Origin of the sequence: Variovorax beijingensis, from assembly GCF_007828835.1 — a bacterium.
Taxonomy (GTDB): domain Bacteria; phylum Pseudomonadota; class Gammaproteobacteria; order Burkholderiales; family Burkholderiaceae_C; genus Variovorax; species Variovorax beijingensis_A.
In genome coordinates this window covers 76,875-89,823 of record NZ_VIVL01000006.1, presented here as the reverse complement: position 1 = coordinate 89,823, position 12,949 = coordinate 76,875, and the positions used below count along the sequence as shown (strand labels likewise).

Here is a 12,949-nt window from a genome sequence, read left to right as displayed (position 1 = left end):
CACACTGGCGCATGAAGAAGAAGCACTCTTGCGCGCTGGAGCCCATTCTCCAACCAATAGATATTCTGAGCAAACTGGAAACCCGCATTGACCTCCTTCTCCTCCCGCTCAGCGCCACGCACACGCCTTTTCCGCGGCTGGTTCGTGGTGGCCGGCGCATTCGCCGTCACGCTCGTGGGCTTCGGCAGCGCCTACACCTTCAGCGCCTTCCTCGAATCGCTGCAGCGCGACTTCGGCGCCTCGCGCGGATCGGCCTCGCTGGTGTTCTCGCTCGCGGGCTTCCTCTACTTCGGGCTGGGTGTGGTCAGTGGCCCGCTCGCGGACCGGTGGGGTGCGCGGCGGCTGGCGGTCGCGGGCATGGTGCTGGTCGGCCTGGGCCTGGCCGCCGCGGGACAGGCGCGCAGCCTGACCGAGGCTTGCCTGGCCTACGGCCTGGGCGTCGGGCTCGGCGTCGGCGCCTCCTATGTGCCGGTGCTAGGCGCGGTGCAGCGCTGGTTTGTCAGGCGGCGCGGATTCGCCTCGGGGCTGGCGGTGAGCGGCATCGGCGTGGGCACGCTGGTGATGCCGCCGCTGGCCTCGCTTCTCATCGAGGCGCTGGGATGGCGCCACGCCTACCTGGCGCTGGGCGCAATGGCCGTGGTGGTGGGCGCCGGCATGGCGCTGCTGATCGAGGACGATCCGCGCCACCGCGGGCTCGGGCCCGACGGCGATCCACCGCAGCCGCAAGCACCGTCGGCCTTGCCCGCAGGCTCCACGTTGCGCGACGCGATCAGGTCGCGCCGCTTCGCCGGGCTCTATGCGGCCTGCCTGATCAGCTCGTTCGGGCTGTTCGTTCCCTTCGTCCACCTCGTGCCCTACGCGCTCGACCACGGCCAGTCGGCCAGCGCAGCCGTGCTGCTGCTCGGCGCCATCGGCGTCGGCAGCACGGCGGGGCGATTTTTTCTTGGCGGGCTGGCCGATCGACTGGGCCGGCAGCTGGCGCTGCCGCTGATGTCGGGCGGCATGGCGCTTTCGCTGGTGGTGTGGGCGGTGTCCGGCGGGTTCTGGGGGCTGGCCGCGTTCGCGTTTGCCTACGGCGTTTTCTACGGCGGCTTCGTCGCGCTGCTGCCTGCCCTCGTCATGGATTACTTCGGCGGCCGCAGCATCGGCGCGATCCTGGGCGTGCTGTACACCAGCGTGGCCTTCGGCACCCTGGTCGGCCCGAGCGCGGCGGGCTTCGCATTCGACATCAGCCGCAGCTACCTGCTGCCGATCCTCGCCAGCATCGGCGCCAACCTGGTCGCGGCCGGGGTGCTGCTGGCCATGTCGAAGACGCGCACGGCGGCAGAACCGGGCGCGCGGGGTACAGTCGGGAATGAACCCACAAACGCCCAGCGCTCCTAAGCCGCCCGAAACGGCTCCCGCCGAGATCACGGAGACGCAGGCGTTCACGCGCGCATGGGCCGTGTTCCTGCTGCTGTTCGTGGGTGTGCTGGGCCTTCTGTGGGCCAGCGACGCCCTGTTCGGCTAGAAGCCGGGACGCTAGGACGAAGCCTTCTGCAGCAGCTTCAGCACGCTCGAGAAATCGAGCGCGCCATGGCCCGCCAGGCTGTGCGCCGCATAAAGGCTGCGTGCGAGCCCGCCCAGCGGCGTGGCAGCGCGAACGGCGGTGGCGTTTTCCTGCGCGAGGCCCAGGTCCTTGAGCATCAGGTCGGTGCCGAAGCCGCCCGCGTAGTTCTTCGATGCGGGCGCAGCTTCCATCACGCCGGGCATCGGGTTGTACTTTTCGAGCGCCCAGTTGCCGCCCGAGCTGCGCCGCATGATTTCGGACAGCACCTTGGGATCGAGCCCGTTGGCCACGCCCAGCGCCAGCGCCTCCGAGGTGCCGATCATCAGGATGCCGAGCAGCATGTTGTTGCAGATCTTGGCGGTCTGGCCCGCGCCGATGCCGCCCGCATGGAAGATGTTGGCGCCCATCTTCTCGAGCACGGGGCGCGCACGTTCGAGGTCGTCGGTCTCGCCGCCGACCATGAAGGTCAACGTGCCGGCAATCGCGCCGCCGGTGCCGCCGGAAACCGGCGCGTCGATCATCGCGATGCCCTTGGCCGCAGCCGCCTCCGCCACCTTGCGCGAGGTGGCGGCGGCAATGGTGCTGCTGTCGATCACGAGCGTGCCGGCACGGATGCTGTCGAGCAGGCCAGGCTTGCTGCCGCCGCTGCCCAGGAACAGGCCCTCCACGTGCGCGCTGGCCGGCAGCATGCTGATGACCACGTCGGCATCGGCCACCGATTCGGCGGCCGATGCGGCAATGGCCAGGCCTTCGGCCGCGTATTTCTTGCAGGCCTCGTCCGACAGGTCGAAGCCCTTGACCGCAAAGCCCGCCTTGCGCAGGTTCAGGGCCATGGGTCCGCCCATGTGGCCGAGGCCGATGAATGCGATTTTCATTTGATGTCTCCGTTGTATTCGTGAAAGAGGCTCAGGCCAGCGCGGCCAGCTCCGCGGGCATCTGGCCGCGCGGGCGCAGGTGGTCCTCGATGAAGGCGGACGTGATCTCTTCGAGGGCGGCGGGGTTCCAGCGCGGATTGCGGTCCTTGTCGATCAGCACCGCGCGGATGCCCTCGGCAAAGTCCTTGTGCGCGCAGAAGCCGAGCGAGGCCCAGTATTCGAGCCGGAACACCTCGGCCAGCGACATGTGGTGCACGCGCTGCCAGAGCTCGAAGCTCAGCGCCGCAGAGCTGGGTGCGCCCTTGGCGAAGGTCTTGGCGGCGGACTGCAGCCAGGCATCGTCGCTCTGCAGGCTGCGCAGGCGCCCGGCGATGTCGAGCAGGTCGTCGCCGGCCATCAGCGCGTTGATGGTGTCGTAGTGTTCGCGCACCTTGGAGGGCGGCATCTCGGCGCCCTCGCCGGCGCGCGCGAGGATGCGCGAAAGCTCGGCGCGGTCGGCCTTTTGCTCGCCGCGCCAGTGCGCGGCGGCAATCGCTTCGAACACCTGGCCCTTGCGCTCATGCGGCACCAGCAGGTCGGCCAGGCCGCAGAAGATGGCGTCGGCCGCATTGAGGTTGGCGGCCGTGAGCGCCAGGAACAGGCCCGTGCGGCCCGGCGTGCGGCGCAGGAACCAGCTGCCGCCCACGTCGGGGTACAGGCCGATGCTGATCTCGGGCATGGCAACGCGGCTCTGCGCGGTGACCACGCGGTGCGAGCAGCCCGCCATCAGCCCGACGCCGCCGCCCATCACGATGCCGTGGCCCCAGCAGAGGAAGGGCTTGGGAAAGGTGTGGATCAGGTAGTCGAGCTCGTATTCCTCGCGGAAGAAGTCTTCGGCGTAGGTGTTGCGCGCGGGGCCGCACTCGAGCAGCGTCTGGTACAGCTGGCGCAGGTCGCCGCCGGCGCAGAAGGCCTTCTCGCCGGCCGCCTGCAGCAGCACACCGACGATGCCGTCGTCCTTCGCCCATTCGCGCAGCCGAGGCGTGAGCAGGCGCACCATGTCCACCGACAGCGCGTTGAGCGAAGCGGGTGCGTTGAGCGTGGCGGTGGCAAAGCGCTTGCCGCCGGCGGTCTTGATTTCGTCGAAGAGAACTACGGAGTCGGTCATTGTCTTGAGAGGTTCTGGATGCGGGGCTTCAGCGGATATCGCTGTCCCCTTCCAGCAATTTTCGCGCAACGATCACGCGCATGATCTCGTTGGTGCCTTCGAGGATCTGGTGCACGCGGGTATCGCGCACCAGCCGCTCGAGCGGAAACTCGCTCAGGTAGCCGTAGCCGCCGTGCAGCTGCAGCGCGTCGTTGCAGACGTTGAAGCCCGCATCGGTCGCAAAGCGCTTGGCCATGGCGCAGTAGGTGCTGGCATCGGCATGGCCCGCATCGAGCTTGCTTGCCGCGAGCCGCACCATCTGCCGCGCGGCGACCAGTTCCGTCGCCATGTCGGCCAGCTTGAACTGCAGGGCCTGGAAGCTCGCGATCGGCTGGCCGAACTGCTGGCGCTCGTGCAGGTAGCGGCGCGCCGCATCGAGCGCGCCCTGCGCCGCGCCCACCGAGCAGGTCGCGATGTTGATGCGCCCGCCATCGAGCCCCTTCATCGCAATGCGAAAGCCCTCGCCTTCCTTGCCCAGCAGGTTCTCGGCCGGCACGCGCACGTTGTCGAAGCTGATGGTGCGCGTGGGCTGGCTGTTCCAGCCCATCTTGTGCTCCTTCTTGCCGTAGCTCACGCCCGGCGCGTCGGCCGGCACCGCAAAGGCCGAGATGCCGCTGGCGCCCGCGCCGCCCGTGCGCGCCATGAGCACCAGCACGTCGGTCGACCCGGCGCCCGAGATGAAGGCCTTGCCGCCGTTGATCACGTACTCGGCGCCCTGCAGTTCGGCGCGCGTCTTGAGCGAGCCCGCATCCGACCCGGCGCCCGGCTCGGTGAGGCAGTAGGAAGCCAGCTTGCGCCCGCTCGTGAGCTCTTCGCCCCACTGCTGCGCCACCGCATCGGTCGCCCAGGTGCCGAGCATCCAGGTCGCCATGTTGTGGATCGTGATGAAGGCCGTGGTCGAGGGGTCGACCGCGGCCATCTCCTCGAACACCAGCGCCGAGTCGAGCCGCGGCAGGCCGAGGCCGCCGATGCGCTCGGGCGCATAGAGCCCGCAGAAGCCCAGCTCGCCGGCCTTGGCGATGGCTTCCTTCGGGAAGATGGCCTCGGCGTCCCACCGTGCCGCATGCGGTGCGAACTCGGCCTGTGCGAAATCGCGCGCGGTCTGCGCAAAGGCGTTCTGCTCTTCGGACAATTCGAAGTTCATTGTTCGCGACCCTTCCAGTGACCCAGTTCGGCCGTCCGTTTCCGGGTCGATTCCTCCAGGCATGAATTGAACACCAGCGGCCAGATGGAGCCGCCTTCACTCGCTTTCGAGGCCCGCTTGCAAGAGGGGTCGCGGCCCTTGAGCCAGGCGCGCTGCTCGGTGCGCAGCGCGACGCGCATCTGCGGCGAGAGCGTCTTCATCACCTCGCCATAGCGGATGTTGAGCGCGGCGTCGGCGGCGCGAAAGTCGCGCACCGCGCAGGCATTCATCTGCTGCTGGTTGCCGTCGGGCCTGCAGTCCAGCGGGTTTGCATCATCGGCCGCATGCGCGCCGGCGGCGAGCAGGAGCAGCATGGCCGATGCCGCGACAGCGCAGAACGCGCGGCTCACTTGAGACTGATCGTGGTGTTGACGCCGTGCGAGACGGTGCTGTCGTCGAACCAGCGTGCCGTCACGGTCTTGGTCTGCGTGTAGAACATGATGACCTGCTTGCCGTACGGGCCCAGGTCGCCGAGCTTCGATGCGCGCGAACCGGTGAACGAGAACATCGGCACCGGCACCGGGATCGGCACGTTGATGCCGACCTGGCCCACGTCGATGTCTTCCTGGAAGCGGCGCGCCGCGGCGCCCGACTGCGTGAAGATCGCCGTGCCGTTGCCGTTCGGGTTGCTGTTGATCAGCTCGATGGCCTCGTCGATGTTCTCTGCATCGGCCACGCAGAGCACGGGCCCGAACACTTCCTGGTCATAGATCGTCATGCCGGGCTTCACGCCCGAAAAGATCGTCGGGCCCACGAAGTTGCCCTTCTCGTAGCCGGGCACCGTGGGCTTGCGGCCGTCGAGCTCCAGCTTGGCGCCGTCGGCCACGCCGCGTTCGATGAGATGGTTGACACGGTCGTAGGCTGCACAGGAAACCAGCGGTCCCACGTCCACGCCCTTCTCGGTGCCCGCGCCGATCTTCAGCGTCTTGGCCTTCTCGATGAGTTCGGGCACCCAGTTGCGCGCCTCGCCCACCAGCACCGCCACCGACACCGCCATGCAGCGCTGGCCGGCCGCGCCGAAGCTCGCGCCGGCCAGTGCGTTGAGCGTCTGCTCCTTGTTGGCGTCGGGCATCACGATGGCGTGGTTCTTCGCGCCCATCATGCATTGCACGCGCTTGCCGGCCAGCGTGGCGCGGTTGTAGACGTGCGTGCCGACCTTGGTCGAGCCGACGAAGCTGATGGCCTTGATGTCCTTGTGGTCGCAGATGCCGTTGACCACCGCTTCGCCGCCATGCACCACGTTCAGCACGCCGGGCGGAATGCCGGCCTCGAGCGCCAGTTCGGCGAGGCGCATCGTGACCATCGGGTCTTGCTCCGAGGGCTTCAGCACGAAGGTGTTGCCGGTGACGATGGCCATCGGGAACATCCACAGCGGAATCATGGCCGGGAAGTTGAACGGCGTGATGCCGGCGCACACGCCCAGCGGCTGCAGCAGCGTGTAGGTGTCGACGCCGTTGGCCACGTTGTTGGCCAGCTCGCCGAGCTGCAGGTTGCCGATGCTCGCGGCATGCTCCACCACTTCGAGGCCGCGGAACACGTCGCCCTCGGCGTCCGGCAGCGTCTTGCCCTGCTCGGCGGTGAGGATGGCGGCCAGCTCGCCCATGTTCTCGCGAATGAGCTGCTGGTACTTCAGGAAGATGCGGGCACGCGCGCCGATAGGCGTCTTGCGCCAGGTCTTGAAGGCGTCCTTGGCGGAAGCCACGGCGGCATCGAGCTCGGCCTGCGTGGCAAACGGCACGCGGGCCAGCACTTCCTGCGTGGCCGGGTTGACGATGTCGCGCCATTCGCTGGTCTTGGATTCAACGAATTTGCCGCCGATCAGCAGTTTGACGGTGGCGACCTGGGTCTTGGGGGTGGTGGTGGCGTCCATGGGGTTTTGTCTCCTGTGAATACGGGGCCTGCATGCAGGTTCAACACGCATCCTAGCTTTGCAGATTTGCCATGACAATAGACAAATATGCGCCATTGCTTTGCAAAAATGCAGAGCCCACCCAAGAACACGCGAACACATGGACTGGGACAACCTCCGCTACTTTCTGGAACTGGCCCGCTCGGGCACGCTGATGAGCGCCGCGCGCCGGCTGGAGGTGGACCACACCACGGTGGCGCGGCGCATCCAGGCGCTCGAAAAGGAAGTGGGCGCGCCGCTTTTCTCGCGCGAGTCGGGTGGCCACCGGCTCACCGAGGCGGGCCGCAAGCTGCAGCCACAGGTCGAGGCCATGGAAAGCGCGTTCCAGGCGGTGGAGAGCACCGCACCGGCCTCCCAGGAGGGGCTGTCGGGGTTGATCCGCATCGGCGCGACCGAGGGCTTCGGCACCGTGGTGCTGGCACCGCAGCTGGCGCTTTTCGCGCAGCAGCATCCCAAGCTCACCATCGACCTGCTCGCGATGCCGCGGCTGGTGCACCTGTCGCGGCGCGAGGCCGACATCGTGATCTCGCTCGAGCGGCCGGCGCGCGGACCGGTGGTCGTGACCAAGCTCACCGACTACACGCTCAGGCTCTATGCGTCGAAGAAGTACCTGGCCGCGCACAAGCCCATCAAGACACGCGAAGACTTGCGCGGCCACACCTTCATCAGCTACGTGGACGACCTGCTCTTCAGCAAGGAGCTGCAGTACCTGGACGAACTGCACCGCCCCGATGCCTTCGCGCTGCGCAGCACCAGCGTGCTCGCGCAGCACCGCGCGGTGCTGGCGGGCGCGGGCATCGCGGTGCTGCCGGCCTTCATCGCGGAGAACGACGGCGCGCTCAAGCCCGTGCTGCCGGGGCAGGCGAACTTCACGCGCACGTTCTGGATGTCGATGCCGGCGGAGACCAAGCACCTGGTGCGGATGCAGGCGGTGTGGGAGTTCCTGCGCGAGACGGTGCAGGCACAGCGGCAACTGCTGCTGCCCGCGCCCGCATGACGCCGAAGAATCAGCGCCGCGGCGGCGCGAGGTCCGGAAAGTTCAGCGCCACGAACTCGATCACGAACTCCTGCGGGTCCGCGCGCAGCTGCTGCTCCTCTGCCCGGTCGAGGTAGCTGCGCCAGAACTGCCGGATCTGGTCCTGCACGTCATCGGCAAAGCCCATCTGGGTGCCGACCATCTCCTGCCAGGTACCGCTCGCATTGAAGGTCTGGGCGAGCGTGGGCTCCAGCGCTTCGAGCTTGGCGCGCTTGGCGTCGTCGAGCTGGTCGATGGCGTCCAGCACCAGGCAATCCACCAGCCGCAGCAACGGCCTTCCTTCGTATCTGTTCGTCGTCTGCATGCGCCAAGTTTCTCATTGCCCGGGGCCGCTAGGACGTCGGCCAGGCCGGCGCATGGCTGCCCGGCGGCATCGACGGACGCGGCCATGTGGCCGGCGTGCGCGACAGCTGCGCGCCGTGGCGCAGCGCGGTCAGTTCGCCGAAGCCTGAGGCCGAGGTCTCCAGATAGGGCTTCAGGTCGGGCCGGGCGATCGACAGGCCGCCAGCCACGCGACCGAGCCCGCGCAGCCATTGCCCCGTCTGCGCCAGCGACACCTGCACATGCCAGCTGCCGCCCTCCTGCTGCTGCCGCCAGAGCGCCGCGGCCGCGCCGAAGGCGATGAGGTAGCCCGTGGCCTCGTCGAGGATCTGCATCGGCAGCGGCTTCGGCTTGCCGTCGCCGGCCGCTTCGCCTTCGGCGTGGTTGAAACCCATGGCGGTCTGCACCAGCGAATCGAAGCCGCGGCGATGCGCCCACGGGCCTTGCGTGCCATAGGCCGTGAGCGACACGCACACGATGCCGGGCGCGAGCCGCGCGAGTTCCGTCGGCCCGAAGCCCAGTGCCGCGATGCCGCCGGGCCGGTAGCCCTGCACGAAGACATGGGCCTGCGCGGCGAGCTGCCGCAGCACGGCGCGGCCCGCCTCGGTGCGCAGGTCCACGTGCGCCGACAGCTTGCCGCGGCTGGTGTCGGCGATCGATTCGATGTTGGGCAGGTGCGGCGAATTGACGAGCATCACGTCGGCGCCATAGGCCGCCAGCGCGCGGCCTCCCACGGGGCCCGCGAGGATGCGCGTCAGGTCGAGCGAGCGCAGCCCTCGAGCGGCCGCTGGTCTTCGCGCAGCGGCGGCAGCACGCGCGGCGGTGCATCGCCGATGCGCTCGATCGTGAAGAGCGGCTGTGCCGCAATGGCCCGGCCCTGCGGCGTTGCGTCCCATTCGTCGAAGCGGCGCAGCGCGGTCGCCACCAGGCCTTGCGCGGCGGCGGCGTCTTCGAAGTCGAGCGCGCGCCACGTCGCCATGGCCGCCTCGGCCTCGGCGCGCGTGGCGGTGGCCGGATCCAGCTTCATCAGCCGCAGCGCGCCGTCGCGATGGTGTGCGAAGTTCGCGTGGATGCGCACCCAGCCGTCGGCGCAGCGGTACAGCCCGGAGAAGCTGTCCCACAGCTCGGGCACGCGGCCGTCGAGGCTGAACCAGCCGGTGCAGTCGAGCGCCGCGTGGCGCATGTCGACGGCCACTTCCTGCCGCCCGGCGCCGCGCAAGTGGCCCAGTTCGCAGGCCGCGAGCGCCGCAGCCGCAATGCTGCTCTGCGCGGCCGCACCCACCGCGAAGGACGACGGCAGCACCGGGTCTTCGCCCGTGAGCCGCGCTTGTTGCAAGGCCTCGGGCGGCAGGCCCGCCCGCTGCCAGATGCTGTCCAGGGCGTCGCTCGCATTCATTTCATTTCTCCAGAACGTCCAAAGCAAAAAGGCAGGGCCCGCTCTCGCGGCCCTGCCCTTCGTCGCCGTTGCGCCGCCGCCCTACTGGATCAGCTTGGCGCCGGTCTTGGCCTGCAGCGCGTCGAAGCTCACGCCCGGCGCGAGCTCGACCACCTTGAGGCCTTCGGGCACCACGTCCATCACGGCCAGGTCGGTGATGATGCGGTCGACCACGCCCACACCGGTCAATGGCAGCGTGCACTTCTCGAGGATCTTGAGGTCCTCGGTGCCGTCCTTCTTCCTGGCGACGTGCTCCATCAGCACGATCACGCGCTTCACGCCGGCCACCAGGTCCATGGCGCCGCCCATGCCCTTGACCATCTTGCCCGGGATCATCCAGTTGGCGAGGTCGCCCTTCACGCTGACCTGCATGGCGCCGAGAATCGACAGGTTGATCTTGCCGCCGCGAATCATCGCGAAGCTGTCATGGCTGCCGAAGATGGCCGAGCCGGGGATGGTGGTCACGGTCTGCTTGCCGGCGTTGATCAGGTCGGCGTCGACCTGGTCTTCGGTCGGGAACGGGCCGATGCCGAGCATGCCGTTCTCGCTCTGCAGCCACACTTCCTTGTCGCCGACGAAGTTGGCCACCAGCGTGGGAATGCCGATGCCCAGGTTCACGTAGAAGCCGTCTTCGAGTTCTTGCGCCGCACGCGCGGCCATTTGGTCTTGGGTCCAGGGCATCTCAGGCTCCTTTGTTGTTCTTGACGGGGGCAGGCACTTCGCTGCCGGCGGCGGCCTGCGCAATGGCGGCCTGGGCTTCGACCTTGGCGGCCGCGGCGTCGGCCGGCGCGGCGGCGCTCACGGTGCGCTTCTCGATGCGCTTCTCGGGCTTGGCGTTGAGCACGATGCGATGCACGTAGATGCCGGGCAGGTGGATGTCGTCAGGGGCCAGTTCGCCCACCTCGACGATCTTCTCGACCTCGACGATGCAGATCTTGCCGGCCATGGCGGCGGCTGGGTTGAAGTTGCGCGCCGTGAGTCGGAAGCGCAGGTTGCCCGACTTGTCGGCCACGTCGGCCTTGACCAGCGCCACATCGGGCACCAGCGAGCGCTCCATGACGTAGGTTTCGCCGTCGAACTCGCGCAGTTCCTTGCCTTCGGCCACCTGCGTGCCGACGCCGGTCTTGGTGAAGAAGGCCGGAATGCCCGCGCCGCCGGCGCGCAGCTTCTCGGCCAGCGTGCCCTGGGGCGTGAATTCGAGCTGCAGTTCGCCCGCGAGGTACTGGCGCTCGAACTCCTTGTTCTCGCCCACGTAGGACGCGATCATCTTCTTGATCTGGCGCGTCTCGAGCAGCTTGCCGAGGCCGAAGCCGTCGACACCCGCGTTGTTGGAGATGCAGGTGAGATCCTTGACGCCCGAGTCGTGCAGCGCGTCGATCAGCGCCTCGGGAATGCCGCACAGGCCGAAGCCGCCGACCGCGAGCGTCTGCCCGTCGGCCACGACCCCCTTGAGTGCCGCGTCTGCGGAGGGATAAATCTTGTTCACTCGGGCTCCTTGATGGATGGTGGAGAGTTGGCGTAAAGCCTTTTGCAAGCCTTGAACGATACTACGTAGTCGCATACGTAGTATTTCGTAATGGTGACCCCCGATGCCCGAGATCGACTACCGGCTGGCTTTTGAACATGCGCCCGTCGGCATGGTGGTGTCGAGCAACCGCACCATCGTGGCCTGCAACGAGCGGGTGTGCGAGATTTTCGGTGCAACGCCCTCCGCCCTGGTCGGGCATTCGTTCAGCATCCTGTACCCGAGCGTGGCCGAGTTCGAGCGCATCGGCAAGCGCATGGAACCGTTCCTGAACGCCAGCGGCCGCTATGCCGACAACCGCATGATGAAGCGCCTGGGCGGCCTGCACGGCGCCATCGCCGGCGAGACCTTCTGGTGCCACGTCACGGGCCACGCCATGAACCGCGCCGCGCCGCACGAGGCCGGCATCTGGACCTTCGAGGACCTGGGATCGCGCCGCGCGGTCAAGGCCGAGCTCACGCCGCGCGAGCGCGAGGTGGCGGCACAGGTGATGCGCGGGCTGACCTCGAAGGAGATCGGCAAGGCGCTGGGCATCAGCCATCGCACGGTGGAACTGCACCGGGCGCGGCTGATGCGCAAGTACGCGGCAGCGACCACGGCGGAGCTGGTGCAGAAACTCATTGCGGGATAGAAAAACTCTTCAACGGGGAACATAGCCCTTTTCAAGGATCCGTCCATCGCTCGCGTCAATGACAAACCATGCGCAAGTTCCTAGGGCCATGGCATTGGTGCGAATCTTCCACTGCCCACGGTCCTCGAGCTTGCCGAACCAGGATCGGCGCCGTCTCAACACAGCTTCAACGGGTTCGCCAAAGGCCCAACCCAGCGCCTGTGCCTCAGCTCTGGCGATCGCCAGTGCGGTTTGCTCGTCAATCATGGTCTGTGATTTGGGATCTGGCCGCCACTCACACCAACCCAGAAACTGGAGCCACCGATAAGAATTCGGCCGATGTACATGCCTTCCACCGCGAGTTGAGATACCGTGACGTACCCGTTTTGGATTGGAAAGCGGTACGCGCCAAATGCCTGAGCCAAGCCATGCACCTTCAGCTGTCCGTAACCTTCCGCCAACGCTTCCTCGAGGTAACGCAGTAGCGAAGATCGTGAATACGCAGACCAGCGTAGTTCCGCACGCAGTTGGCGCAACGGACCGGTCCGCGGCGAAAAATAGCGATGAACCAACTCATGGAAAAGCGTGATCCGCTGCTCGGTGAGGCTCTGGCTGCGCGCAATGCTGACGTCGCCGAACAAACTGGTGGAGCCAGCGATCCCGCTCGGCAGCGACTCGGGCCGACTGAGCCGCAGCGCATTCCCTGCGGGAGGAGGTGTCCCAACGTTGGGCAAAGGCTCGACTTTCGGTACACCACGCTCTATTACTGTACGGGCGGCACCGCGCATCAGCAGAGCCTGAATCGTCGAAATTCCAAGCAAGGAAATCGCCTTTGCGAAGTGCTCGGCAGCCTGATCGAGATCCGCATCCGACCGTCCATCTACTGCCTTTTGCACAAAATCGGTGAGCTCACTGGCTCCTGAAAATACCGACATGCCGAGTGCAGCGAAACCCACCACAAGCAGGATGATGTCGACGATTTCACCCACTCCGAAGAAGTGCGAGCCAGCCCACACGATCAGCGTTCCTGCGATGATCGCAAGCGCCTGGGGCTGCAACATCGCCATGACGATCGACCGAGCTTCGTTTGGCAAAAGAGGCAGGGCCCGCCGCATGGCTTCGCCGACCCGGTCCGTCACTGACATTTCCAGTACTTCAGCCACAAATTCCCCCTTCCACGCACCAGGAAAGCAATCATTTGGTTGATTGCCTTTTCGCCCGAGGCTACCAGCGTGAGGCATGCCTGCCCAGGCCTTTTTGCGCACTTTCTCGAGGTGCGTAAGCGAAAAACCAGTGTGCATGCGGGTTGCCGATAGTTCG

Annotated in this window: 14 protein-coding genes and 1 pseudogene; 4 read left to right on the top strand and 11 right to left on the bottom strand. The window is 67.1% G+C overall.

What is annotated here, in order from left to right; all coding sequences use genetic code 11:
* Positions 1-87: 87 nt before the first annotated feature.
* Both FB547_RS18485 and FB547_RS33360 read left to right on the top strand, forming a co-directional pair.
* Positions 88-1,383, top strand: a complete 1,296-nt coding sequence (locus FB547_RS18485) for an MFS transporter (RefSeq protein WP_145744726.1) — start codon at positions 88-90, stop codon at positions 1,381-1,383.
* Complete coding sequence (locus FB547_RS33360) at positions 1,355-1,510, top strand: hypothetical protein (protein ID WP_186454202.1); 156 nt, start codon at positions 1,355-1,357, stop codon at positions 1,508-1,510. The genes FB547_RS18485 and FB547_RS33360 overlap by 29 nt, the downstream gene beginning before the upstream one ends.
* An 11-nt stretch (positions 1,511-1,521) precedes the next feature.
* Here the strand turns inward: FB547_RS33360 and mmsB are convergent, their stop codons facing one another.
* The 5 genes from mmsB to FB547_RS18460 are packed head-to-tail and all read right to left on the bottom strand — an operon-like array spanning position 1,522 to position 6,663.
* Entirely contained in the window at positions 1,522-2,424 is a 903-nt protein-coding gene (gene mmsB, locus FB547_RS18480) for a 3-hydroxyisobutyrate dehydrogenase (protein ID WP_145744724.1), read from the bottom strand.
* Between the two features lie 31 nt (positions 2,425-2,455).
* The gene (locus FB547_RS18475) at positions 2,456-3,571 is read right to left on the bottom strand and encodes an enoyl-CoA hydratase/isomerase family protein (protein WP_145744722.1); all 1,116 of its coding nucleotides are present in this window, start codon (positions 3,569-3,571) and stop codon (positions 2,456-2,458) included.
* 28 nt (positions 3,572-3,599) lie between these two features.
* Positions 3,600-4,754 carry an acyl-CoA dehydrogenase family protein gene (locus FB547_RS18470; protein ID WP_145744720.1) on the bottom strand — a complete coding sequence of 385 codons (1,155 nt, stop codon included), beginning with the start codon at positions 4,752-4,754 and terminating at the stop codon, positions 3,600-3,602.
* Positions 4,751-5,107, bottom strand: a complete 357-nt coding sequence (locus FB547_RS18465; protein WP_261380333.1) for a lysozyme inhibitor LprI family protein — start codon at positions 5,105-5,107, stop codon at positions 4,751-4,753. Before FB547_RS18465 ends, FB547_RS18470 begins: the two co-directional genes overlap by 4 nt.
* A 32-nt stretch (positions 5,108-5,139) precedes the next feature.
* A complete protein-coding gene (locus tag FB547_RS18460) occupies positions 5,140-6,663 on the bottom strand; it encodes a CoA-acylating methylmalonate-semialdehyde dehydrogenase (protein ID WP_145744716.1) in 1,524 nt (507 codons plus the stop codon).
* 139 nt (positions 6,664-6,802) lie between these two features.
* Between FB547_RS18460 and FB547_RS18455 the strand changes: the two genes are divergently transcribed.
* Positions 6,803-7,699 carry a LysR family transcriptional regulator gene (locus tag FB547_RS18455; protein WP_145744715.1) on the top strand — a complete coding sequence of 299 codons (897 nt, stop codon included), beginning with the start codon at positions 6,803-6,805 and terminating at the stop codon, positions 7,697-7,699.
* Between the two features lie 10 nt (positions 7,700-7,709).
* Here the strand turns inward: FB547_RS18455 and FB547_RS18450 are convergent, their stop codons facing one another.
* From FB547_RS18450 to FB547_RS18435, 4 genes and pseudogenes are all read right to left on the bottom strand, one after another.
* Complete coding sequence (locus FB547_RS18450) at positions 7,710-8,042, bottom strand: hypothetical protein (RefSeq protein WP_145744713.1); 333 nt, start codon at positions 8,040-8,042, stop codon at positions 7,710-7,712.
* A gap of 28 nt (positions 8,043-8,070) precedes the next feature.
* Positions 8,071-9,455 (bottom strand): annotated as a pseudogene (locus tag FB547_RS18445) (CoA transferase).
* 81 nt (positions 9,456-9,536) lie between these two features.
* Positions 9,537-10,175: a 3-oxoacid CoA-transferase subunit B gene (locus FB547_RS18440; protein WP_145744711.1), complete on the bottom strand. Its 639-nt coding sequence runs from the start codon at positions 10,173-10,175 to the stop codon at positions 9,537-9,539.
* 1 nt (position 10,176) lies between these two features.
* Positions 10,177-10,980, bottom strand: a complete 804-nt coding sequence (locus tag FB547_RS18435; protein WP_145744709.1) for a CoA transferase subunit A — start codon at positions 10,978-10,980, stop codon at positions 10,177-10,179.
* A 103-nt stretch (positions 10,981-11,083) separates the two neighbouring features.
* Here FB547_RS18435 and FB547_RS18430 point away from each other — a divergent pair, with 103 nt between their 5' ends.
* A complete protein-coding gene (locus FB547_RS18430; protein WP_021007927.1) occupies positions 11,084-11,650 on the top strand; it encodes a LuxR C-terminal-related transcriptional regulator in 567 nt (188 codons plus the stop codon).
* A 9-nt stretch (positions 11,651-11,659) separates the two neighbouring features.
* Here FB547_RS18430 and FB547_RS18425 read toward each other — a convergent pair whose 3' ends face one another.
* Both FB547_RS18425 and FB547_RS18420 read right to left on the bottom strand, forming a co-directional pair.
* Complete coding sequence (locus FB547_RS18425) at positions 11,660-11,896, bottom strand: hypothetical protein (RefSeq protein WP_145744707.1); 237 nt, start codon at positions 11,894-11,896, stop codon at positions 11,660-11,662.
* Positions 11,893-12,930 (bottom strand): hypothetical protein, encoded by a 1,038-nt coding sequence (locus FB547_RS18420; protein ID WP_145744706.1) that lies wholly within the window; start codon positions 12,928-12,930, stop codon positions 11,893-11,895. The genes FB547_RS18425 and FB547_RS18420 overlap by 4 nt, the downstream gene beginning before the upstream one ends.
* Positions 12,931-12,949: the final 19 nt, after the last annotated feature.